Genomic DNA, 23088 nt, shown 5'->3' with positions numbered 1-23088 from the left:
CTCAGCTGGCCTTGATGGCGTGCCGCTCCAGCAGGTCGTACAGCGTCGGGCGCGACACGCCCAGCAGTTCCGAAGCCTTGACGATATTGCCCTCGACGCGGGCCAGGGCGCGGATGATGGCGCGGTACTCGGCTTCGTCGCGCACCTGGCGCAGGTTGAACGGCTCTTCTTCCACCGGCGCGCCGGACAGGCCCAGGTCGTCGGCCGTGATGGCCGGGCCGTCGGCCATGATGATGGCGCGCTTGATGCAGTTTTCCATTTCCCGCACATTGCCCGGCCAGTCGTGGTGCGCGATCTGCGCCAGCGCATCGGGTGAAAAGTGCAGGTTGGCGCGGCCTTCCTGGGCGCAGAAGCGGTTCTTGAAGTGCTGCGCCAGCAGCACCGAGTCGCCGTCGCGTTCGCGCAGCGGCGGGATGGTCAGCACGATTTCCGACAGGCGGTAATACAGGTCTTCGCGGAAGCGGCCGGCTTTCACCAGCTCTTTCAGGTTCTGGTGGGTGGCGCAGACGATGCGCACGTCGACCGGGATTTCCTCATGGCCGCCAACGCGTTCGATCACGCGCTCCTGCAGGAAGCGCAGCAGCTTGGCTTGCAGCGGCATCGGCAGGTCGCCCACCTCGTCCAGGAAGAAGGTGCCGCCATTGGCCGCTTCCACCTTGCCCTTGGTCTGCTTGACGGCGCCGGTGAAGGCGCCTTTCTCGTAGCCGAACAGCTCGGACTCGAGCAGGGTTTCCGGAATCGCGGCGCAGTTGATCGCCATGAAGCGTTCCTTGGCGCGCGGGCTGCCCTGGTGCAGGGCGCGCGCGATCACTTCCTTGCCGGTGCCGGACTCGCCCAGCACCATGGTGGTGGCGGTGCTGGGCGCCACCTTCTCGACCTGGCGGCAGACCTTCTGCATGCCCGGGTCGCGCGAAATGATGCCCGACAGCGGGCTGTCGGCGCTGCTTTGCTGCATGCGGCGGTTTTCCTGCTGCAGCCCGTGCAGCACGAAGGCGCGCCGGATCACCAGCGCCAGCAATTCCGGCTCGCACGGCTTCTGGTGGAAGTCGTAGGCGCCCATGGCAATGGCCTGCACCGCGTGCGAGCGGTCCTGGTTGCCGGTCAACACGATGACCTTGGTGTCCGGCGCCAGCGCCAGGATCTGCTGCAGCGTGGCCAGGCCCTCGGTGGCGCCATCCGGGTCGGGCGGCAGGCCGAGGTCCATGGTGCAGACTGCCGGTTCGTGGCGCCGCAGCTGGGCCAGCGCGGCTTCGCGGTCGCCCGCTACCACCACGTCATAGTCGTCGAAACTCCACTTGAGCTGCTTTTGCAGGCCGGGATCGTCTTCGATAATCAACAGCTTGGGTTTGCTCTGGCTCACAACGGGTCCTTGCGCCTTCAGGCGGCTTGTTCAATGGTTTGCTGGCGGTACAGCGGCAGGCTGACCGTGAATGTAGTGCCTTGCTCCGGCGCGCTGCGCACCTGCAGCGTTCCACCCAGCTGGTGGATGTATTCCCGGCTTTCGAAAGCGCCGATGCCCATGCCGGCCGACTTGGTCGAGTCGAACGGCTTGAACAGGCGCTCGCGGATGAAGTCTTCGCTCATGCCGCTGCCGGTGTCGCTGACTTCCACCAGCACCCGTTCGCCGTCGCGCGCCAGGCGCACGCCGACCCTGCCGTCGCGCGGGGTGGCTTCGATCGCGTTCTGGATCAGGTGGCCCAGCACGCGTTCCAGCCGCTCGCCTTCGGCCAGCACTTTCAGGCCGGCCTCGGCCAGCTGCAGCGAGGGCTTGGGCTCGAAGGCAGCCTTGAGCGTTACCGCCTGCGCCAGCAATTGGCCCAGGTCATGCGGCACGGCGCGTTCCGGCGAAGCAGTACGGCTGAGCTTTTGCAGCATCAGTTTCATTTTCTGCACCGACAAGGTGACGGTCTCCATCATATCGCGTTGGAACTCCGGATTGTCGGCATGTTTTTCCGCATTGGCCGTCATCAGCGACAACTGCGCCACCAGGTTCTTCAAGTCGTGCACCACGAAGGTCGACAGGCGGTTGAAGGAGTCGAACTGGCGCGCCAGCATCAGGGCATTGTCGGCTTCCTGCTGCGTCAGGTAGGAGGCGGCCTGGGTGCCGGCAATTTTCAGCAGGTCCAGCACTTCCCAGTTCAGCTTGACCTCGCTGCGCGACGCCATCAGCACCACAAATCCGGCCAGCCGCCCCTGCAGCAGCAGCGGCAGCACCAGCCAGGCCTTGGGGAAGGCCAGCAGCCAGGCCGGCAGCGGCACTTGCGGGTCGTGCAACTCGTGCGTGCCCACGTCCACCAGCCACTGCTTGCTTTCCATCAATTGGCAAAACGCCGAATCGGCCGCTTCGCTCGCATGCTGGGCCTGCACATGCCAGGAGGCCAGCGGCTCGAAACGCTGTTCGCGCCGTATCCACAGCGCGCCGCCCTGGCTTTCCACCAGTTCGGCCAGGGCCGAGATGGTGCGTTCGCCCAGGTTGGGGCCGGTATCCGACAGGGTGCGGGTAAAGGCCAGCCACTCTTCGCGGTAGTCGTAGTTGTAGCGGTAGAAATGCTTGCTGATGAAAACTTTGAGCCAGGCGCGGAAGGATCCCGAGAACAGCACGCCCGCCAGCAGGAAGGTGGCGCCAAACAGGAAGGCCAGCTGCATCAGGCCGCCCCAGGAACCGCCGACGAAACGCAGGTAGTAGGCCGCCAGGCTCATGGCCAGCAGGTAGACCGCCGAACCGAGCAGGGCCGCGGAATGGAAGGCGACGCGGCGCGACACTGCCAGCTGGGCCGGCCAGGAAGCGCGCCGCAACAGCGAAATCGCCAGCAGCGGCACGATCAGCGCATTGACCAGGCCGCGCGCCGCCCACAGTTCAGGGTCGAGTTCGCGCAGCAGCAGCATATCGCTGTACAGGTAAAAGTCGTAGGCAAACAGCGCACCCAGGCCGAGGCAGATGAACTTCATGGCCCAGCGTATCTGCACGCTGCGGTCGCGGTACAGCTGTTCCACCAGCAGCATGCCCAGCACCGCCATGCCGAGGCGGCCGATGGCCAGCACATGGAAGGCCAGGCTTGGCGGCAGCTGCTGCGCCAGCAGGCTGGCCAGCAGCATGGCGCCATACACCGCCAGGCTGGCCTGGAAGGTGCGCGCGGCGCGCTGCCACAGGCCCAGCATGGCCAGCAGCACGGCGGTCCAGGCCGCGTTGCGCAGCCACTCGGCGCCATGCAGCACCCACAGCGCCCACGGCACCACGGTGGCGCTGGCCATCACCGCGCCCCACAGCACTGTCAGCAGTGAAGCGGCGGCCAGCACGCGCTGGTGCGGACGCTGGTCCGGGCGCTGGCGCCAGCCGGTCAGGACCAGCACGCTAAATAACAGAAACGCCAGCGCAGCGCTGGCGTAACTGAAGGCGGTGATACTGGTCGGCATCAGGACTCCATGTGCTTAACGGCCTCCCCTGAACATGACCACCTTGATGGTATCGATCAGGACCAGCACATCGAGCAGCAGGCTGTTGTTCTTGACGTAGTACAGGTCGTACTGCAGCTTCTGCAGCGCGTCTTCCACCGTATCGCCATAGCCATAGCGCACCTGGGCCCAGCCGGTGATGCCCGGCTTGATGCTGTGGCGCACATTGTAGTAAGGCACGCGCTCGGTCAGCTGCTCGACAAAGTAAGGACGCTCGGGGCGCGGGCCGACGAAGGACATTTCGCCCTTCAGCACGTTGAGGATCTGCGGCAATTCGTCGATCCGCAGCTTGCGGATGATATTGCCCACGCGCGTGATGCGCGGGTCGTTCTTGGCGGCCCATTGCGGGGTGCCGTTCTTTTCCGCGTTCTTGAACATGCTGCGGAACTTCAGGACGCGGAACACGCGGCCGTCCATGCCCACCCGTTCCTGCGAATAGAACACCGGTGCGCCGTCTTCGATCACGATGGCCAGCGCGGTGATGAGCATCACCGGCAGGGACACCACCAGCAACGACAGGCTGGCCACCACGTCCACCGCGCGCTTCATGAAGGTGCGCATGAAACTCTGGTCGAAGCCGCCGCCGAACACCAGCCAGGAAGGCTGCACCGACTCGACCCGGATCTGGTAGGTTTCGCGCTCGAAGAAGGTGGCGGCGTCGGTGACCTGGATGCCGTACAGCTTGCACTCGAGCAGTTCCTTGATCGGGAAGGCGCCGCCGCGGCGGTTCTGCACCGAGACCACGATTTCCGATACGCGCTGGGCGTTTGCCAGCGCTACCAGCGAACCGCCTTCGGGCAGGTGCAGCAGCTGGTTCTGCGGCACGCAGGTTTCTTCCGACGGCACCGCCACATAGCCGGCCACGTCGTAGCGGCGGTAGTTGGTGTCGCGCGTGGCCAGCTCGCCGCACTCCTTGGCCATGCTGCCGCAGCCGAGGAAGATGATGCGGGTCGACAGGAAATGCGTGCGCGACGTTTTCATGAACATGGCGCGCGCCAGCAGGATGCCGAAGCCGGAAATGATGAACACCAGGACCAGGATGCCGCGCCCGAAATACAGGTCCGGCGCCAGGTAAAACACCAGGGTCAGGATGCAAAAGCCCATGGCGAAGGAAGGCATCAATTGCAGGAAGAAGGGATTGCGCAAGCCTTCCTGGAAATTGATCTGGTACATGCCCAGCGCAGACATGCTGAACACGATAGCGGCCGCAAAAATACAGGCCGACATGAAGAAGTGGTCGAGCTTCGGTATGGCGAACTGTTCACCGTCGAAAAAACGCAGCCCAGCGCCAGCGTAGAACGAGCCAATCAGGATCAACACCTCCAGGAAGAGCAGGCTGAAGACAACCTTGGAAATGTAGTGATTGGAAATTCTTAGCATTTTTATTCCCTCCCGCTTTACTGCTCATGCTGGCCGTGTAAGCGCGCGGAGCCTTGCGGCCATGTCTCGTTAACTAGTCTCGTGGGGCCAGGTGGCGGACGTACCAGTCCATGGCCTCCTTCAAGCCTTCGCCAATACGGTGCGAAGGATTGAAACCCAACAGCTCGCGCGCCTTGCTGATATCGGCCTGCGAATGGCGCACGTCGCCGGCCCGGAATTCCTGGTATTGCGCCTGGTGCTGCAACAGGTGCGGGAAACGCTCCTGCAGCAACTCGCGCATCATCAGGTACAGCTGGTTGAGACTGGTGCGCTCATTGAGCGCCACGTTGTACACCTGGTTGGCAGCGCCCGGCTTGTCGGCCATGGCTGCCAGCAGGTTGGCTTGCACCACGTTGTCGATGAAGCAGAAATCGCGGCTGGTTTCGCCGTCGCCATTGATGAACAGGGGACGGTTGCGGATCAGGGCCGACACCCACTGCGGTATCACGGCCGCATAGGCGCCGTCCGGGTCCTGGCGCGGGCCGAACACGTTGAAATAGCGCAGGCCGATGGTTTCCATGCCATACGTGCGGGCGAAAACATCGGCATACAGCTCGTCGGCATATTTGGTGACGGCATACGGCGACAGCGGCCGGCCGATGGTGTCTTCCACTTTCGGCAGCGCCGGATGGTCGCCGTAGGTGGAACTGGACGCTGCATAGACGAAGCGCCGCACCCGGGCGTCGCGCGCCGCCACCAGCATGTGCAGGAAGCCGGTCACATTGGTGCCGTGGGTCAGCAGCGGATCGTCGATCGAGCGGCTGACCGAACCAAGTGCGGCCTGGTGCAGGACATAGTCTTTCCCGGCGCAGGCTTGCTGGCAGGTCGCCAGGTCGCGGATATCGCCTTGGATGAAGCTGAACGAGGCCCAGGCCGCGGAACCGACCGCTTCGCGCACCTGGTCCAGGTTGTGCTGGTGGCCGGTGGCGAAGTTGTCCAGGCCCGTGACCTGCTGGCCGAGCTTGAGCAGCGCCTCGACCAGGTTGGAGCCGATGAAACCGGCAGCACCCGTCACCAGCCAATGGTATCGCTGGCCACGCAAATGCAGCCGCACGTCGTCAAACTTGCCCACTACAGCCCTCCCAGGCTTCCCTGATATTTTTGTTACAGGCGCCAGACGCTGTAACCAGCTTCTTCCAGGCCTGCCATATTGAATGCCGATTTCACATCGATGAAGACGCCGCCCGGATTCAGCTTGGACGACAAATCCCCGAGCGACAGCGCCAGCAATTCCTGGTGCGATACCGCAGCCACGACCGCATCGGCTTGCGGCAGGCTGTCCCAGCTTTCCAGGCGAATGCCGTACTCGTGCACCGATTCCTCCGAATCAGCCACCGGATCGTGCACGTGCACGTCGAGGCCATACGACTTCAGTTCAAACACCACGTCCGCCACCTTCGAATTGCGCAAGTCCGGGCAGTTTTCCTTGAAGGTCAGGCCCAGCACGTTCACTTTCGCCCCCTTGATGTGGCAGCCCGCCGCGATCATCTGCTTGACGGTTTTCTCGGCCACGAACTTGGCCATGCCGTCATTGATGCGGCGCCCCGCCAGGATCACCTGCGGGTGGTAGCCGATCATGTCGGCCTTGTGGGTCAGGTAGTAGGGATCGACGCCGATGCAGTGGCCGCCAACCAGGCCGGGACGGAAAGGCAGGAAATTCCACTTCGTGCCAGCCGCCTGCAGCACTTCCAGCGTATCGATGCCTATCTTGTCGAAGATGATTGCCAGCTCGTTCATCAGCGCGATATTCAGGTCGCGCTGCGTATTTTCGATCACCTTGGCCGCTTCCGCAACTTTCACGCTGGAAGCCCGGTATACCCCAGCAGTCACTATCGATTCATATAGTTTAGCAACCTCTTCGAGAGTTGCTGGATTATCTCCCGAAACCACCTTCAAAATCGTTGTCAGGCGGTGCTGTTTGTCGCCTGGATTGATACGTTCCGGCGAATAGCCGACGTTGAAGTCTTGCGGCCATTTCAGTCCGGAATGTTTTTCCAGCACGGGGATGCAGACTTCTTCGGTGGCGCCCGGGTACACCGTCGATTCATAGACGACGATGGCGCCCTTCTTCATGTACTTGCCAACCGTGGTCGAGGCGCCGACCAGCGGGCTGAAATCGGGCGAATGGGCGTTGTCGACCGGGGTCGGCACTGCCACCACGATGTAATCGGCCTCGGCCAGCGCGGCCGGGTCATAGGTCACGTGCAACTGGGTCGCTTCGCGCAGTTCCGCTTCCGACACTTCGCCGGTCGGATCGCAGAATTGCCGGTAATTTTCAATCTTGGACTGCGACAGGTCGAAACCGATAGTCTTGCGCTTCTTGCCAAACTCTACCGCCAAGGGCAGGCCCACATAGCCCAACCCTACGACTGCTACCACCTTGTTCTGATCCATATCAGTTCCCGTGAGAATTGCCACTTACTATTATGCTAACAATATATTCCAGAAGCCCCGCAACTACAATGTACAGTTCACAATTTGCGTCCGCCGGGCGGCTAAAAAGTGGGCCCTGCACTATGGTGCGTGTAACAATTCAGCGGGCTTTCCGTTGGCCAAATGCGACAGAAATGTATGGAATGTTTGCCAATTAACTTGTCCATTTGATACGGCTTGTCAATTTTACACGGAAGCCCGGAGGCTGTCACAGCCTTTTGATTGCACTGCACCATAAAGCAACGCGGCGACCCGCGGGCCGCCAGCATTGCCTAAATGATAAATGATTATTGCGACAAAGCGATGACCGTTCGCTTGGCAAGAGGCGCCGGCGCCACACCTTGCGGCAGCGCGCTGCGGGCGGCGATCTGTTTCAGCTTGAACACTGCGATCGCTTGCGCCACCCATTCGGCCTGGCGCGCCAGGCTGCCGGCGGCCGCGGCAGCCTGTTCGACCAGGGCGGCGTTCTGCTGCGTGATGTCGTCGATATGCAGCACCGCCTGGTTGACCTGGCCAATGCCGCGGCTTTGCTCCTGGGTGGCATGGTGGATCTCGTCCATGACGCGGGTGACGCGGCCGACCGATTCGATCACTTCGCTCATGGTGGCGCCGGCGTTACTGGTCAGCCTGGCGCCGGCATCGACCTTGGCGATCGAACTGTCGATCAGCTGCTTGACTTCCTTGGCGGCGCTGGCAGAGCGCTGGGCCAGGCTGCGCACCTCGGTGGCCACCACGGCAAAGCCCTTGCCGTGTTCGCCGGCCCGCGCCGCTTCCACGGCCGCATTCAGGGCCAGGATATTGGTCTGGAAGGCGATGCCGTCGATCATGCCGATAATGTCGAGGATCTTGCGCGAGGACTGGCTGATATCGTCCATGGTCTGCACCACTTGCGAGACGATGGAGCCGCCGGCCGCCGCCACGCTGGAGGCCTGGCCGGCCAGTTCGTTGGCACTGTGCACGCTGGCCGCGCTCTGCTGCACGTTGCTGGTCAGCTGTTCCATGCTGGCCGCGGTCTGCTGCAGGCTCGATGCCTGCGACTCGGTGCGGCCCGACAGGTCCAGGTTGCCGCTGGCGATTTCGCTGGTGGCGGTCTGGATTTCATCGAAGTTGCTGCGCACGTCGCCGATGATGCTGTGCAAGTTGACGTTGGTCTGGCGCAGCGCCGCCAGCAACTGCCCCATTTCATTGTCGGCGCCGATATCGAGGGCGCCGGTCAGGTCGCCGCCGGCCATCTTGCGCGCAAAGCCGGTTGCCATGCGCAGCGGCAGCACGACCGCGCGCTGCAGCGCGTACCAGAAGCACAGCGCCAGCACGATGAAGCCGGCATCGGCCAGCGTCATCCACAGCGGCGCCTGGTGCGCGGCGCCGGAGATGGCAAGCATGGCCAGGAAGCCGGTCAGCGCGCCCATGCCGATGCCGATCACCCTGGCCAGCGAAATATCGCGCAGCCGGCTGGCCCAGTTGCGCCAGCCAGTGCGGCGCAGGCGGCCGCGCTCGAGGCGCAGGCGGCGCGGATTGCCCTCGCGTATTTCGCGGTAAAGCTGCTCGGCCTGCGCCACCTGCTCGCGGCTGGGTTTGCTACGCACCGACATATAGCCGACCGGGCGGCCAGCTTCGATCACCGGCGTCACGTTCGCATACACCCAGTAGAAGTCGCCGTTCTTGCAGCGGTTCTTCACCATCCCGCTCCATGGCATGCCGGCCTTGATGGTGGACCACAGGTCGGCAAACGCTTGCACCGGCATGTCCGGATGGCGCAGGATGTTCTGCGGCGCGCCGATCAACTCCGCTTCGGTGAAGCCGCTGACTTCGATGAAGTAGGGGTTGGCGTAACTGATCTTGCCCTTCAGGTCCGTGGTCGAGACAATGGTCTTGCCCTCGTCCAGGATGAACTCCTGGTGGGTGACAGGGGTGTTGAGGCGCATGCTGGAACTCCTTGTTCGGCGATGGGGAAGCTGGGCACGAACCGGGCGTTGGGGTCCGCATGGCGCAGGCGGGACGCGAGCAGGCGTCCCAAGCCATGTCATGCGTTCAAGTATAGGAAGGTGATGCGCACTGGAAACTCACGAATAATTTCAATAGGAAAATTCAATGAGATTATGTGGCGCATCCGCTTCACGCCGGCGTGCGACGGCGCAATACGCTGCGCACCTCGGCCACCATGGGACGATTGAGCAGCAGGCTGGCCACGCCATACGCCAGCATGCCGCCGAGCACTTCCGCCACCAAGGCCCAGGCGCGCGGCTGGCCGGCCAGCGGGGCACGCAACAGCGTCACGGCGCCCAGCATCAGCGCAGCGCATAACAAGGCCGGGCCCGTGCGGCGCGCCACCGCCTGCGCTTGCACGCCGATGGCCGCCAGCATGCGCCGCATATTCAGGAACAGCACTACCGGGTAAGCCAGCAGCCAGGCATAGGCCACGCCCTGGATGCCCCAGCGGGTGCCGAGGTAGAAAGCGGGCGGCATCAGCAGGCAGGACAGCAGCACATTGCGCAAATTGATGCCCGGCTGGCCGAGCGCATCGGTAACGGTGGGCAGCATCTGGGCCAGGGTGCGGAAGGGCATGACCAGGCACAGCACCTGCAGCGGCAGTACGGCGCCCTCCCAGCCCTTGCCCAGCACCACGCTGACCAGTTCCGGCGCCACGCTGGCCATGCCCCACAGGATGGGGAAGGACAACAGGCTGATGTAGCCCAGCATCTGCAACACCCCGGCGCGGATGGCCGGCAAGTCGTGCTGGCTGCGCGACAAGATGGGGAACAACACCTGGTTCAGGATGCCGGCCATGCGCTGCACCGGCAGTGAAGCCAGGTGCATCGAGACCGAATACCAGCCCAGCGCCTGGTCGCCCAGCACCCGGCCGACGATCGCCACGTCGGCCTGCATGAAGCTGTACCACAACAGGCGGGTGGCGGTCAGGCTGCCGCCAAAGCCGAGCAGCTTGCCCATCCCTGCCAGCGACCAGTCCGGCCGCGGCTGGCCCGGCGCGCACCAGTTCAGCGCCCCCATGCGCCACGCCTGGGTCGCCAGCATGCCGGCCACCAGCGACCAGACGCCGGCGCCGAACAGCGCCATGAACAGCGTCACCTGCGAGCCGACCAGCGCCGCGCTCAGTTCGACCAGCGAACGCTGCCTGTATTCCAGGCGGCGCTGCAGCCGCACATCGGGAATGATGGCCAGCGGCAGCAGCAGGAATTGCACGGACAGCACGTGCAGCAGCAGCTGCAGCCGCGCTTCACCATAGAAAGCTGCCACCAGCGGCGCCAGCGCATTGGCCAGCAGGAACAGGCCCAGGTTGACCAGCCAGACCACGCCCACGGCTTGCCGCAAATCCTGTTCGCTGACATCCTTGCGCTGGATCAGGGCCGGGCCCAGGCCCACTTCGGCAAACATGCCCAGCAAGCCCAGCACCACCGTGCACATGGCCAGCAAGCCATAATCGGAGGGCGCCAGCAGGCGCATGACGAAAATCGTCACGCCCCAGGTAACCACTTGCGAGCCCAGCTTCGCCCCCGCCACCCATTTCACGCCACGCGCCAGCTCAGTTTGGAGTTTCATCGGTCATCGAAGCATCGTGGCGTTGGAGAAAGGGATTGCAATCAGGATAAGTGAGCGGGCTGGACGCCGCAAGCGCCGCAACCGGGCGCGGGATTGCCAAAACGTCCAGCATATTATCTTAATGATACGACCCCGGCAATCGCGAAATTGACAGCGGGCGGGCCGGCTGGCATGATCTTAATGGTCAATTGACAACATTTAACGGGAATAAAATGCTCCAGCTCCTGCGCTCGATCAAGAACAAATTCACCCCTGAAGCACCGCTGCCCATGGGTGCCCAGGCTGAGCGCGCGGCCGACCAGCGCGGCTTGCCAGGCCGCGATCCGGGCATTGAGGCGGTACTGGCCGCCTGCACCGAGTGGCTGGGCGCAGCCCAGGACCATTCCGTTTCCGCCGATGGCGGCGTGGCGCGCGACTTCAGCCTGGTCAAGGGCTGGGCCACTTCGTATCCCGAAACCACCGGCTATATCGTGCCGACCGTGATCGAGCTGGCGCGCCGCCAGGGCAGCGCCGAGCTGCACCAGCGGGCGCGCCGCATGCTGGACTGGTTCGTCGCGATCCAGTTCCCGGAAGGCGGCTTCCAGGGCGGCCGCATCGATTCCAGCCCGCGCGTGCCGGTTACGTTCAACACCGGCCAGATCCTGCTTGGGCTGGCGGCCGGCGCCCGGGAATACGGCGACGCCAAATACCTCGACGCCATGCACCGCGCCGCCGCCTGGCTGCGCGATTCGCTGGATGAAGATGGCTGCTGGCGCAAGCACGCCACCCCGTTCGCCAAGCCCGGCGAAAAAGCCTACGAAACGCACGTCGCCTGGGGCCTGTTTGAAGCCGAACGCGTCGCGCCCGGCCACGGCTATGGCGAGGCCGGCCTGCGCCAGGTGGCGTGGGCACTGGGCAAACAGCAGCCCAACGGCTGGTTTGCCTCGAACTGCCTGAACGACCCGGTGCATCCGCTGAGCCACACCATCGGCTATGTGCTGCGCGGCGTGCTGGAAGGCTACCTGCTGTCGCAACGGCCGGAACTGCTGGCGGCCGCCGAACGCACCGGCAGCGCCCTGCTGGACGTGGTCGGCGCGGATGGCTTCCTGCCCGGGCGCCTGGACAGCCAGTGGCGCCCTGCGGCCAGCTGGGCCTGCCTGACCGGTTCGCTACAGAATGCCCACTGCCTGTTCCTGCTGTACCAGCTGACGGGGGACGAACGCTACTTCGACAGCGGCCGCCGCCTGACCCGGTACGTACGCCGTACCATCAAGGTCGATGGCCCGAAAGAGACGCGCGGCGCCGTCAAGGGCGCCTTCCCGGTTGACGGCGCCTACGGCGAATACGAATTCCTGAACTGGGCAGCCAAGTTCTGCATCGACGCCAACCTGCTGGAGCTGGACCTGCTCAAGGCGCGCCATGCTTAAGCAGGCCAAACGCCTGGCCAAGGCCGTGCTGGAAAAGCTGCGCCGGCGCAGCAGCGCCCAGGAAATCAGGCAGACGCAACGCCACGTCAGCCGTGCGGAACTGGTGGCGGGCCTGGCCCGGCTCGGCATTGCCAAGGGCGATGCCGTGTTCATCCACTCTTCGCTGAAAAGCCTGGGCTATGTGGAAGGCGGCGCCGCCACCGTGGTGCAGGCGCTGCAGGAAGCCGTCGGCCCGCAGGGCACGCTGGTACTGCCCACCTATTACATGCCGGGCGGGTCGATCCGCGGCACCTGCGAAATGCAGGACTATGTATTCGACGTGCGCAAGCACGGCACCAATATGGGGCGCCTGCCGGAAGCCTTCCTGGCCAGCGCCGGCATCGCGCGCAGCGTGCACCCGACCCACTCGGTTTCCGCCTGGGGCCGCCATGCGGCCTACCTGACCGAAGCCCACCACCGCGCACCGTCGGTCTTCGGCAAGGGTTCGCCATGGCAGCGCTTCGTCGGCCTGGAAAACGCCAAGGTGCTGGGCCTGGGGATTTCGATGGGTCCGGTGACCTTCTACCACGTGCTGGAAGACGCGATGGGCGAAGCCTTCCCGGTCCCGGTATGGGGCGACGAGACCTTCCGCCTGCCGTGCATCGACCAGGCCGGCCAGCGCAGCGACGTGCCGCTGCGCCCATTCGACCCGGAGCTGGCCAAGCGCCGCATCGACCATGGCTCGCGCGAAGATTTGCGCAATTATTTCATGGCGGAGTTCAGGCAAGCCGGCCTGCTGCATGCCGGCCAGGTGGGCGAGGCGCCTTCGTGGTGGATTCCCGCGCAAGGCTTCTTCGATCACCTGCAACGCCTGGCCGGCGAAAACCTGACCATCTACTCTACCCCGGAACAACTGGCGGCACGGCCGCTGGCCGCTGCTGCCGGCCTGCACTCCAGCGTGCGCCAAGCCTGATCATCGGCAATTCGACCAGGTGGTAGCCCAGGCCGGTCAACACTGCCAGCAGCGACAGGAACAAGCTCCATTGCCAGAACGGGTGCAGCGTGTCCAAGGTGCGGAACGCCAGCCCCATGACTGGCGGATGGAACAGGTAGATGCCATAGCTGTACCTGGCAATGAACTTGCTGGCACGGTTCAGCCGTGGCGCCGAGATTTCGCGCAGCCACGGCAGGACCAGCCCGACCGCCAGGCAGACCATCCAGCGGCCGTAATTGTTGGCGCGCGGCTCGGCATACGCGACAAACGCCGCGCTGGCCAGCGCCAGCAATGGCGGCCACAGCCACGCAGGCAGGCGCGCCCTGCCCTGCAGGCGCCACGCCAGCACGCCGGCCAGGAAACAGGGCGCGAATTCGAACAGGCCGAGGCGCGCCGTCACCAGCGGCTGCAGCAGGGCCAACGGAATCGAGAGCAGCCACAGCGCCAGCAGCCAGCGCAGCGGTCGCCGCCGCAACAGCAGGAACAGCAAGGGCAGCACCAGGTACATCTGCAGCTCCAGGCATAGCGACCACAGCACCGCCGACATATAGCGCGCATACACCAGGTTCTGCACCAGCAGCAGGTTGGCGAGCAGCTCGAAAGGCGTCCACTGCGCATCCTGCAAGAAATAGATCCCCAGCAGCATGACCGCCGACAGCGGATAGATGCGGCAGGCGCGCTGCAGGTAAAAGGCGCGCAACAGCGCCGCACCGGCCAGTTGCTGGCGCTCCAGCGACTGCATCAGCACCAGGCTGGTGTGCACGAAGAACAGCATGACGCCGAGCTGGCCCAACGCGAAGGAGGCTGGGCTGGTACGGATGGTGTAGCCGGCGAGATGGGCGGCCAGCACCAGCAGCACGGCGACCGCACGCAGGAAATCAAGGTTCGGCTTGAGCATCATGGCTCCGCTCGCGTGGCGCAGGACCTTCAGTCTGCACTACGCTCGGGGCCTAAGCTTTGCGCTGCATCATGCGCCGGTGAGCTGGCTGGCGCCGACCGGCTTGCGTTCGTGCCAGGCCGCGCCAAGCTTGATCATCGGATGTTCAACCAGGTGATAGCCCAGGTAAGGCAGCACCACCATCAAGGCCCAGAACAGGCTCCACTGCAGCAGCGGATGCCAGCCTGCCAGCGTCTCGAAACACAGGGCCAGCATCGGATAGTGGAACAGGTAAATGCCATAGCTGTACTTGGCAATGGTCTTGCTCGCGGCATTCAGGGCCGGCGTGCCGAGCTGGCGCACCCAAGGGATGGTCAGGCCCAGCGCCAGGCAGACCGCCCAGCGCGAATAGTAATTGCTGCGCGTTTCGGCAAACAGGATGTAGGCCAGGCTGGCCAAACCCAAGGCCAGCGGCCACAGCCAGGCTGGCAAGCGCTCCCGCTCGCCCAGGCGCCAGGCAATCACCCCTCCCAGGAAGCAAGGCACGTAGCACAACACGTTAAAGCGCGGCGATACGACAGGCGGCAGCAGCGCCACCGGCAGCGACACCAGCCAGAAGGCAAACAACCATTTGAGCGGCCTGTTGCGGAACCAGATAAACAGGAACGGCAACATGAAGTACATCTGGACTTCCAGCGGCAGCGACCACAGCGGGTCGCTCATCAGCCGCGTGTACGCCAGGTTCTGCACCAACGCCAGGTTGGTGAACAATTCAAAATAAGTCCAGTGCTGGTCCATCAGGAAATACACACCGAGCACCAGGGTCATCGACAAGGGGTAGATGCGGCAGATGCGCTGGATGTAGAAACGCTTGAACAGCCCAGGCCCGCTGGCCTGCTGGCGTTCGAGCGATTGCATCAGCACCAGGCTGGTATGCACAAAGAAGATCATGACGCCCAACTGACCCATCGCATACGAGGCCGGGGTGGAATGGCCGCTGGCAGTGCGGAATACATGCGAGAACAGAACGAACAGCACCGCCACCGCGCGCAGCAGGTCAAGGTTCGGTTTGTTCGTCATGGCGCAGTACCTCGAAGGTCGAGTTCATATTCTTGCATGAAAAAGTCTGGCTGGGCCAGCTTATCGAAGGCGCAGCCGCCATGGCCGCGCCCGCCGCAGGGGGTTGAGCTCCACCACCAGCGCGCGGCGGCGCCAGCCGGCCGCAGCAAAGGCACGCAAGGATGGGTGGTTGTTATGCCACACCCGTGCAAACAGGCAGTCAAAGCCCTGCGCCGCCATGTCGGCGGCCGAGGCGGCGATCAATGCCGGCGCCACCTTGCGCCCGCGCATAGCCGGCGAGGTAATGATTTGCACCAGCTTGGCCTGTTTGTCCTGCAAGGGCCAGAAGCCGCGCGGACGGTAGCGTTCGCCATACCAATAGAAGCACAGGCCGACGATCTGGCCGGCATCGCGGCAGGCATACGCATGGGCGCCCTCGCCTGCGTAAAAAGCTTGCTCGCGCATGACCGGGTCGGGACAATCCTCGATTTCGGCACGCTGCACCGGGCCGATGACATAACCGGCAGCCTGCGGCGGCATCGGTGCCGGCCCGGCACCGGCGCCGCGCTGCAGCACACGGTAGATGGAATAATCGCCCAACAGGGCTTTCGCCAGTTGCTTGAGCAGCGCTTTCATACGGCGGCAACCCGGCCAAAACGCAGCATGCGTTTCAGGCGGGCTTTCAGCCCAAAGCGCTCAACCATGCGTCCCAGCCATCCCGACAACAGGTTCATCGAGAAGTGCGCGCGCAGCAGCAGGCTGTTGGCCAGGCTGCGGCGTACCAGGAAAATATTGGCGCACAGGCGCTGCTCGGTAGCGAACAGGCGCTTGTGCTCGGTTTCCCCTTCGGTGAAATCAAAGAAGCGGAACTTGCCCTCGTTGAACAGATCTTCCAGCGCCAGCCATTGCAAGACGGTGCCGACCGACAGTTTCATATACTCAGGATCGTACCCCTGGTAGGAGTAGCTCAGCACACCATCGCTGGCCGGACAGAGCAGGTAGGAGACGGCGCGCTCGCCATCGAACAGCAGGTAGGCGCGTACCTGGTCATCGGCAGCCCAGCCACGCGCCTGCTGGCGGAACGATTCGCTGGACGGCAGGCCGGCATCGAGCAGGCGGTCCTGGTAGGTGCGGCGCGACAGCGGCAGGGCCAGTTGCAGGAAAGCGTCGATTTCATCCGGCGTACGGTAGCTCTTCCAGCGCAGCTCACCACCGGTCTGCTCGGCGAACTTGCGCACCTTCCGCACGATGGTGGCGCGGGTCTTGGAGGAAAACTTGGCCTGGTAGGCGGCAAATCCCATGCCGAGGTCGATAAAGCAATGGCGGTAATGCTGCGGCACGTAGCACAGGTAGTCGCCAGCCCTGCGGAACGGCGGCGCCTGCCCGTCGAGCGGAACGCCACGCTCGACGAAGCCCTGGCTGCCGTGCAGCAGCTCCTGCACGGGCGCGTGCAGCGCTTGCGCCTGCCGTACCGGGGCCCCCAGTTTCTCCGGGCGTACCTGCAGCGGCAGTGCATAACTGGCCAGGGTCAGGTCGCTGAGCTGGAACCTGAACGGGACCGGGCGCAATTCCCAGCGACTCATCCATACCTCCGGCGATAAGCCTGTTCCACCATGCGCATGCCGGTACGATGAAATGGCGAAGTCAGCGGGCCATGCTGGATGCCCGCCGCGGATGGGTCGCGGCCCACAAATCCAGCCGTACGGAAACTGTCGCTGTGCTGCTGCAGAAATTGGCACAGCCGGTGGAAGCGCTGCACGACCACCGGGTCGCTGCGCGTCTTGGCCGTGTTCAGCAATTCGAAGCCGTGCGACAGCAGCACGAATGCCTGCCTGCCCTGCTCCAACGCTTGCCACAGCAAGCCCTCCAGCTCAGCCGACGAACATGATGTCAGTTGCGCGTGGCGCAGGCCGCGGCCATCGCGGTATACCGTCATCGGATATTCCGTTACCCCATCGCAGTTGGCCGGATCGGTCATCAGGGTACCGGGCATGACCCCGCTGTCCGGGCCCATCAAGGTCGCGTTGTAGCTGCTGTCGAACGGCAGGCCATTGGCGGCCAGCGCATGCAGGGTATCGCGGTTGAAGCCGAAGCTGCCGGCGCGGAATGCGTTCACGTTCCTGGCGCCGGCCTGTTGCAGCATGGCCAGGCCTTTGCGGATCAGGATCGTCTGTTCATCCAGGGAAAAGTAGCGCAGGTGCTGGCGTTTGCCTGCCGCAGGCGGCAGCAGCGGCTCGCGCGCCTCGTCCACCCATTCGGTATGCAGGTGCAGCTGCACCTCATGTCCTGCCGCCTGAATCATGCCGACGATTTCCGCCAGCGGCTGGGGGCCGAAACGGGCTGCAAACAGCGGTTCGACGAAGAACACGCCTGTCAAGCCATGCTCGGACAGCATTTTAAGCTGGTAGGGCAAGCCATAGTCGCCATCTGCGGTGGGGCCATGGATGTAGCGCTGGAATGCATCCGGGAAGCGGGCATCGATGCCTTGCCAGCCATCGCACCAGATCTCCACATCGACAGTAATCAAGACATCCAGCATGCGCGCGCCAGCTTCGGGTTAACAAAATTTACATAATATTAACGATTGACCAAGGCCGGCGCAACCGTGGCGTGAAGTAGAGCAATTCTAGGCCGAGCTGAACGTCGTGATGGTGGATGTCAAAGTGGCCCCGCAACTTGTCTTGTGGCCGTCATAAGCTACCGGAATCCCGCCAATGGCATGCTCGGGACTCCCTTCGATGATTACGCATACGCTATGGCCCGGCACAGGACAGGCGCATTGGTCGCCAACGCGTGCAACTGGGATTCCGTCGACCGTGAACCAGGTCGCACTGACGCTGACCACCTTGCCCCATGCGAGGTCGGGTCGTTGAGGCGAATGACGTTAGGCATGCTTAGGCATCGCCTGATGGGCCGTTGGCGCCGTCATTCGATAACGGCGATGGCGTATTGCTTGCAATGGGATCGTCATAGCGGACCAGGCGCCAGACGGGCTGGTGCTGTGCTGGTCACTGCTGCCTCGAAGACGCTCAACAAATGACAAGTCGCGCTTTATGATGGCAGGCGGCATGGCATCCCCGGACGTAAAGAGACGCGTACTGCCGTGCACGTCGTTCTCAGGGCATTGCCAGAAACCAGTCTGCGGACAGCTTGCGCCGGTACGCACAAGTTCGCCCAAAGGGAGCGCATCAGCATTATCGGATTGCAGCAATGCCTTTTTGTCTGTCGCACCTTTACTGCCATCTGTCGGTCGCAGCCGCAGAGAGTTCAGGATCTTGTCCCAAATTTGCAGCATCTGTTGGTCGGTCACGGTGACTGGCTTAGGGTCAAGACCTCCATCTGAATTCCCCGACTGAAGGTCAATACGAATCTGTGGGTGGAGTTCATCGGCATGTAACCCTGGCGCCTCCCACGTGAACAGATGCGCCTGCTGACCACGATCGTTCGGGGCTTTCATTAACCACTCTTGGCCAGGATGTTCGCCAATCTTGCGATCCCCCTCTTTAATGTTGCGAATTCCACCCAGGGTCGCCCCGAGCACTCCCAACGCGCTAAGCACCCCGGGTTTGCGGGACAACAGCGATTCAGGAGGGTCGCCGGCGTTGAGATTAGTCGCAATGTCAACTACGATATCTGAATACTCCTTTAGACGAAATCGGATGTTGAGGCTTTCGTTACCGCTCTTACCTTCATCAGCGAATATTGCGTGCTCAACGCAGAAGCCGGGCGTTGTTGGAGGACTCGCCTCTCTCGACTGAAGCAAAGAGATCGTCGTGCCCATGCGCGACACAGCTCTTTCCACCTTGTCATAATTGGCACGTTTATGGACTAGATACCGCATGCCGCTGATCCATCTGTAACCGGAAATCTCGACTGCGGAGCTTCGGTTTTCATTAGCCCAATACCCGAGAATCTGAGTGTTCTCGTTCGGCGTCGCTTTTGTCAAAAGAAGTGGTGCCCCGGATTTGTGCTTTCCGTCTTTTAACTTCGCCTCTAGCTTGTCCACCTCCTGGCGGAATTCGCTCTGTTCCATAGGTTGGCGCTCAATTGTCGCAAACGCATAGTCATAACTTCCGTCGACATACTCTGCATCTGCAGGAAGGTCGATCAAGAAACGGCCAACGCAGTGCGTAACCGTATTTTCAATGCCGGTCTCGTTCATCGTTTGCTTGCCAGCGGACGCGTCTCCAGCACCGAGCATTGCTGCGCAAAGCGCCAATACTCCCAATGCATGATTGCCAGGGTACATTTCTATATTTGTGCAACGGTAGTGGTAACCCTACGTCGTGCTAAAGCTTGATAACGTAGATTGCAGAGAAGCGCCGCAGCTTGTCTTGTGGCCATCGTACGCCACCGGAATTCCGTCAATGACATGCTCAGAACTTCCTTCGATGATGACGCAGACGCTATGACCAGGCAAAGGGCAGATGCATTGATCGCCAACGCGAGCAACTGGGATTCCATCTACCGTGAACCAGGTCGCACTTACGTTGACGACTTTGCCACCATGCGAGGTCGGGTCGTTAAGGCGAATGACGTTAGGCATGCTTAAGCATCGCTTGAGGGTTTGATGGCGTCATCATTCCCTAACGCAGTGGGCGTATTGATTGCAATCGGCTCGTCATAGCGAACCAGTCGCCAGACAGTGCTGGAACTATGCTGGTCGCTGCTTCCTCTAAGGCGCTCTACAAATGACAAGTCGCGTTTGATTATCGCAGGCGGCATGGGGTCGCCGGACTTAAACAGACGCGTGCTGCCGTGTACGTCATTCTCGGGACATTGCCAGTAGCCAGTCTGCGGGCAACTCGCTCCGGTACGCACAAGCTCTCCTAATGGGAGAACACTGCCACTATGGGCTTGAGGCGATGAATTCCCCACCTCTGCAGCTTGCCCACCATTGGTTGAACGAAGGCGCAACGAATTGAGGATGCGCTCCCATAGTTCGAGCATTTGTGGATTTGTCAGACTGGCCGGCGCAGGATCACGACCACCATCGTTGTTGGCGGACTGGAGATCTATGCGGACCTGCGGATGTAACGCGTCCCGGCGCAATCCAGGTGCTTCCCAGGTGAATAGATGGGCTTGATGCCCATCATCGTTGGGAGCTTTCAAGAGCCACTCTTGGCCGGGCATCCCACCCACTTTGCGGTCGCCCTCTCTGACGGTGGATATGCCACTCAGAGTTGCACCGAGTGCACCTAGCGCGCTAAATACACTAGGCTTACGCGACAACAACGATTCAGGAGGAGTGCCGGAATTGCGCGTGGTGGCGATATCGATGACGATATCCGGTCGACTCTTTAGACGGAATCGAGCCTTTATGCTTTCACTCTTGCTGCTGCCTTCGTCTGAAATCATCCCATGTGCAATACAGAATCCTGGAGTTGAAGGCACTTCGTTAGAGCGGGCACTCAGATGGGACAAGATGCTTCCCACATGGGACGTGGCAATTTCCATTTTATCGGGATCCGGCGTAGTGCGGACCTGATATCGCATACCATCGATCCAGCGATAGCCAAATGTATTAATCAGTATGGTGGAGTTGTAATCGTCCCAAAAACTCAGGACCCGGCTTTTCTCGTCGGCAGCGGTTTTCTTTAAGAGCAGCATAGAGCCGGATTTATGCTTGGCGGATTTTAGTTTCGCTTCGAAGGCATCCAGTTCTTGCAGAAATGCCTCGTAGCTAATCGCCTTCGACTCAATTGTCGCGAAACTATATTCATGACTTCCCGCGACGTATTCGGCATCGGCAGGAAGGTCTACCTGGAATCGACCAAGGCAGTGCGTTGACATTTTCTCTTGTGCGACCGCACTCATGGCGTGTTCCTTCGAAATTGATTTGTTCTCAGCATTAGCAGGGAAGATGAGAGAAAGAGCCAGCAGTAGGCTACCCAAACCTTCGAAAATGACCTTTGTTGGACTATGCATCACCTACCCCGTTTAATACTCCAGATTCTAAGGTGAGCTTAACGATCGAATACAGTGTAAGTCCGGTCGTGAAGTCATTACCGTAGCTACCCTGGTGATCATAGCTAAAGTGTCCCTTTTTCTTACCTTCGTGACGAAAGATCTGCTTCACGTATTGTTTTGGAGCTTGGCCAGAGAACTCTGGCACGGTTCCATCGCCTGGTAGGTCTTGACCAGCAATTTTTAGCTTGCAAATACTTTCACCGAACTTTACTTTGATCTTACCGTTCTGGTCATCCTCAACAATTTCACCTCGTGAAAAGTCGGTCGTCGGATTACTTGCCACCCACCGCACCTCTCCCCATGCGGGTTGGGCATGATCGGCAGCATAGTAGGCATGACTATTCTCGTGGTATTGGCCCTTGATCCCTATGTGAAGATCCCGAGCTACTTGTAAGGCCTTCTCATAATTGGCAAAATCGAGATCGGCATTCAAAGGGCTTTCGCTTTCTTCCGCGGACGGCGAAGCTTGACTTCTGCCGTCTGACTTGCTGGGATCAATTAGCTCGCTTTTAACCAGCCTCCACCAGTCTGTTTTGTTGCGATAGATCGTGTCATAAGGGTCGCCCTCGCCAAGAAAAGACGTGATCTGATTTTCCTCCCCCTTAGCATCTCCGAAGTGTGCACGCAACCAGTGTTGTGCCCCGCCTGTGAGTTTGGCTTGGTATTCCGCAGTAGGCAACAACTCCATCGGTCCAGGCGCCTGCGTTAAAACCGCGGTAGCTTCCGCCCCGTTACGCCCAAGTAGGACTTGCTCCACTCCTTCGAAGCCGGCACGCATACGCTTGTAAGTTGCGGGCGCTCCAATGGCAGGCATAACGCCATGTAACACGCCCAGGACTTTGTCACTCTTACCTTGCAGTTGTGTGCAGGCACGTGCCACCAATCCACCCATGGAATGGGTCACAAGAATCACCTTCTCACAGTCTTTTTGCAATGTGTTTTTATAGAAATCAGTGATGGCATCGATTTTGTCGAGCAAGCGTTTGACAGACACATTGTTAGATTGAAGCCAGTTATAACCCACGGCATGCACTGGGTAAGCCGCATTGGCGAATCGTTTCAGATCTTCTGGCGTCAATGCCTCAAACGACTTCTCTGCACCGAATTGATGTGCCTTTTGCTGTTCCAAAACAAGCGTCCGCCAAGCATCATCCGGATTGCCGTCGATCGTCAAAATGTCGTGCAAGCGTTCCTGCAGCGTATTGAGAATGCGACCATAACTGTCTTGATGGAGCTCACCCCATCCGAATAGACGTGCAAGCTTTTCTGGAGCCAAATCTGGTGCGCCCTTGAGTTGGCGCTCAACTTTTCCAGTTAATTTTATTGGCCCTGCTTCATCGACCTCGACCCGGTCGGGGTGAAGAACTTTCTTCCGAGCGACCGCATCTTTTCCCAGATATTGGATGATTTGTACAAGTCCAGCCAACTTTCCATTTGGTGGCCGCCACGCGCGCTCGTCGCTGTCTTTCACGCGCAGATTTGTTCCCATAATTCCTGGGATGAAGATGATCGGGATGATGCGCTTTGGGTAAAGTTTGACCAGTGCTCGTACCGGAAAGCCTTCCGGCGACAGCACGGACTTCGCGCGCACGGTGGTGCCGTCATATTGCGATGGGATTTCCCGAGTTGGTGTGTTGTCTGTCATTTCTCGATCTTCTTGTCAGGCGTCTGCGTCATCGCGGATCTCGATATCGGCGATAAGCATTTCTTGTTCTTTACTGAGCTCGGTTTCGCCTTTGGCATTGGTTTTGCCGCTGATGACATTGCCGTTATTCAGCTTGATGACATACGACGCGCCTTTTACCGGGGCATTGCTGCCGATGTAGCGTACGATGAATCCCCCTGTGTCAGACTACTTGTCGGGTAATTCAATCGGTTTGATTGGAACCTGACCAAGGGTCTGGCGCACCGCGAAATGCAGTTGCCGCCTCGGAATCGAC

The 23088-nt window shown here is 61.4% G+C and carries 18 protein-coding genes and 1 pseudogene; 2 read left to right on the top strand and 17 right to left on the bottom strand.

The features are described from left to right. Position 1: 1 nt before the first annotated feature. From prsR to ASE26_RS05155, 7 genes are all read right to left on the bottom strand, one after another. On the bottom strand, positions 2-1360 hold the full coding sequence (prsR, locus tag ASE26_RS05185; protein ID WP_055926975.1) for a PEP-CTERM-box response regulator transcription factor: 1359 nt from the start codon (positions 1358-1360) through the stop codon (positions 2-4). Positions 1361-1377: 17 nt separating this feature from the next. Next, entirely contained in the window at positions 1378-3414 is a 2037-nt protein-coding gene (gene prsK, locus ASE26_RS05180) for an XrtA/PEP-CTERM system histidine kinase PrsK (RefSeq protein ID WP_055926976.1), read from the bottom strand. 15 nt (positions 3415-3429) lie between these two features. After that, positions 3430-4833, bottom strand: a complete 1404-nt coding sequence (locus ASE26_RS05175; protein ID WP_055926979.1) for a TIGR03013 family XrtA/PEP-CTERM system glycosyltransferase — start codon at positions 4831-4833, stop codon at positions 3430-3432. A gap of 73 nt (positions 4834-4906) precedes the next feature. Further along, complete coding sequence (locus ASE26_RS05170) at positions 4907-5944, bottom strand: SDR family oxidoreductase (protein WP_055926981.1); 1038 nt, start codon at positions 5942-5944, stop codon at positions 4907-4909. Between the two features lie 32 nt (positions 5945-5976). Next, on the bottom strand, positions 5977-7266 hold the full coding sequence (locus tag ASE26_RS05165) for a nucleotide sugar dehydrogenase (protein WP_055926983.1): 1290 nt from the start codon (positions 7264-7266) through the stop codon (positions 5977-5979). A gap of 326 nt (positions 7267-7592) precedes the next feature. After that, complete coding sequence (locus ASE26_RS05160; RefSeq protein ID WP_057245715.1) at positions 7593-9230, bottom strand: PAS domain-containing methyl-accepting chemotaxis protein; 1638 nt, start codon at positions 9228-9230, stop codon at positions 7593-7595. Between the two features lie 190 nt (positions 9231-9420). Next, positions 9421-10863 (bottom strand): lipopolysaccharide biosynthesis protein, encoded by a 1443-nt coding sequence (locus ASE26_RS05155; protein ID WP_055926987.1) that lies wholly within the window; start codon positions 10861-10863, stop codon positions 9421-9423. A gap of 212 nt (positions 10864-11075) precedes the next feature. On the opposite strand from ASE26_RS05155, the gene ASE26_RS05150 reads away from it, so the two are divergent. Continuing rightward, positions 11076-12269, top strand: a complete 1194-nt coding sequence (locus ASE26_RS05150) for a hypothetical protein (protein WP_055926989.1) — start codon at positions 11076-11078, stop codon at positions 12267-12269. Then, entirely contained in the window at positions 12262-13221 is a 960-nt protein-coding gene (locus ASE26_RS05145; RefSeq protein ID WP_055926991.1) for an AAC(3) family N-acetyltransferase, read from the top strand. Before ASE26_RS05150 ends, ASE26_RS05145 begins: the two co-directional genes overlap by 8 nt. Here the strand turns inward: ASE26_RS05145 and ASE26_RS05140 are convergent. The 10 genes and pseudogenes from ASE26_RS05140 to ASE26_RS05100 form a co-directional block, all read right to left on the bottom strand. Continuing rightward, positions 13148-14143: an acyltransferase gene (locus ASE26_RS05140; protein ID WP_055926993.1), complete on the bottom strand. Its 996-nt coding sequence runs from the start codon at positions 14141-14143 to the stop codon at positions 13148-13150. The genes ASE26_RS05145 and ASE26_RS05140 overlap by 74 nt on opposite strands. 66 nt (positions 14144-14209) lie before the next feature. Continuing rightward, on the bottom strand, positions 14210-15199 hold the full coding sequence (locus ASE26_RS05135; protein ID WP_055926995.1) for an acyltransferase: 990 nt from the start codon (positions 15197-15199) through the stop codon (positions 14210-14212). Positions 15200-15259: 60 nt separating this feature from the next. Further along, positions 15260-15814, bottom strand: coding sequence for a GNAT family N-acetyltransferase (locus ASE26_RS05130; RefSeq protein WP_057245714.1), 555 nt, complete (start codon positions 15812-15814; stop codon positions 15260-15262). Then, complete coding sequence (locus ASE26_RS05125; protein ID WP_055926999.1) at positions 15811-16761, bottom strand: GNAT family N-acetyltransferase; 951 nt, start codon at positions 16759-16761, stop codon at positions 15811-15813. The genes ASE26_RS05130 and ASE26_RS05125 overlap by 4 nt, the downstream gene beginning before the upstream one ends. Beyond that, positions 16758-17717 carry a hypothetical protein gene (locus ASE26_RS05120; RefSeq protein WP_055927002.1) on the bottom strand — a complete coding sequence of 320 codons (960 nt, stop codon included), beginning with the start codon at positions 17715-17717 and terminating at the stop codon, positions 16758-16760. The genes ASE26_RS05125 and ASE26_RS05120 overlap by 4 nt, the downstream gene beginning before the upstream one ends. Positions 17718-17804: 87 nt before the next feature. Further along, positions 17805-18070, bottom strand: a pseudogene (locus ASE26_RS29690) (PAAR domain-containing protein). Beyond that, the gene (locus tag ASE26_RS05115) at positions 18063-19340 is read right to left on the bottom strand and encodes a T6SS immunity protein Tli4 family protein (RefSeq protein WP_156409881.1); all 1278 of its coding nucleotides are present in this window, start codon (positions 19338-19340) and stop codon (positions 18063-18065) included. Before ASE26_RS05115 ends, ASE26_RS29690 begins: the two are co-directional and overlap by 8 nt. Positions 19341-19457: 117 nt before the next feature. After that, the gene (locus ASE26_RS29685; RefSeq protein ID WP_082591293.1) at positions 19458-19724 is read right to left on the bottom strand and encodes a PAAR domain-containing protein; all 267 of its coding nucleotides are present in this window, start codon (positions 19722-19724) and stop codon (positions 19458-19460) included. Positions 19725-19726: 2 nt separating this feature from the next. Then, complete coding sequence (locus ASE26_RS05105; protein ID WP_156409879.1) at positions 19727-20995, bottom strand: T6SS immunity protein Tli4 family protein; 1269 nt, start codon at positions 20993-20995, stop codon at positions 19727-19729. 103 nt (positions 20996-21098) lie between these two features. Further along, entirely contained in the window at positions 21099-22793 is a 1695-nt protein-coding gene (locus ASE26_RS05100; protein WP_082591292.1) for a triacylglycerol lipase, read from the bottom strand. Between the last annotated feature and the right edge of the window lie 295 nt (positions 22794-23088).

This window comes from Duganella sp. Root198D2, from assembly GCF_001428585.1.
Classification (GTDB): domain Bacteria; phylum Pseudomonadota; class Gammaproteobacteria; order Burkholderiales; family Burkholderiaceae_D; genus Rugamonas.
The sequence above is the reverse complement of the archived record's forward strand: the minus strand, read 5'-3'. Positions and strand labels throughout refer to the sequence as shown.

Excerpts from the sequence above, each read along its gene's own strand:
- prsK (WP_055926976.1), bottom strand. The coding sequence starts at position 3,414 with ATGCCGACCAGTATCACCGCCTTCAGTTACGCCAGCGCTGCGCTGGCG.
- ASE26_RS05175 (WP_055926979.1), bottom strand. The coding sequence starts at position 4,833 with ATGCTAAGAATTTCCAATCACTACATTTCCAAGGTTGTCTTCAGCCTG.
- ASE26_RS05165 (WP_055926983.1), bottom strand. The coding sequence starts at position 7,266 with ATGGATCAGAACAAGGTGGTAGCAGTCGTAGGGTTGGGCTATGTGGGC.
- ASE26_RS05160 (WP_057245715.1), bottom strand. The coding sequence starts at position 9,230 with ATGCGCCTCAACACCCCTGTCACCCACCAGGAGTTCATCCTGGACGAG.
- ASE26_RS05155 (WP_055926987.1), bottom strand. The coding sequence starts at position 10,863 with ATGAAACTCCAAACTGAGCTGGCGCGTGGCGTGAAATGGGTGGCGGGG.
- ASE26_RS05150 (WP_055926989.1), top strand. The coding sequence starts at position 11,076 with ATGCTCCAGCTCCTGCGCTCGATCAAGAACAAATTCACCCCTGAAGCA.
- ASE26_RS05145 (WP_055926991.1), top strand. The coding sequence starts at position 12,262 with ATGCTTAAGCAGGCCAAACGCCTGGCCAAGGCCGTGCTGGAAAAGCTG.
- ASE26_RS05140 (WP_055926993.1), bottom strand. The coding sequence starts at position 14,143 with ATGATGCTCAAGCCGAACCTTGATTTCCTGCGTGCGGTCGCCGTGCTG.
- ASE26_RS05135 (WP_055926995.1), bottom strand. The coding sequence starts at position 15,199 with ATGACGAACAAACCGAACCTTGACCTGCTGCGCGCGGTGGCGGTGCTG.
- ASE26_RS05130 (WP_057245714.1), bottom strand. The coding sequence starts at position 15,814 with ATGAAAGCGCTGCTCAAGCAACTGGCGAAAGCCCTGTTGGGCGATTAT.
- ASE26_RS05125 (WP_055926999.1), bottom strand. The coding sequence starts at position 16,761 with ATGAGTCGCTGGGAATTGCGCCCGGTCCCGTTCAGGTTCCAGCTCAGC.
- ASE26_RS05120 (WP_055927002.1), bottom strand. The coding sequence starts at position 17,717 with ATGCTGGATGTCTTGATTACTGTCGATGTGGAGATCTGGTGCGATGGC.
- ASE26_RS05115 (WP_156409881.1), bottom strand. The coding sequence starts at position 19,340 with ATGAACGAGACCGGCATTGAAAATACGGTTACGCACTGCGTTGGCCGT.
- ASE26_RS29685 (WP_082591293.1), bottom strand. The coding sequence starts at position 19,724 with ATGCCTAACGTCATTCGCCTTAACGACCCGACCTCGCATGGTGGCAAA.
- ASE26_RS05105 (WP_156409879.1), bottom strand. The coding sequence starts at position 20,995 with ATGAGTGCGGTCGCACAAGAGAAAATGTCAACGCACTGCCTTGGTCGA.
- ASE26_RS05100 (WP_082591292.1), bottom strand. The coding sequence starts at position 22,793 with ATGACAGACAACACACCAACTCGGGAAATCCCATCGCAATATGACGGC.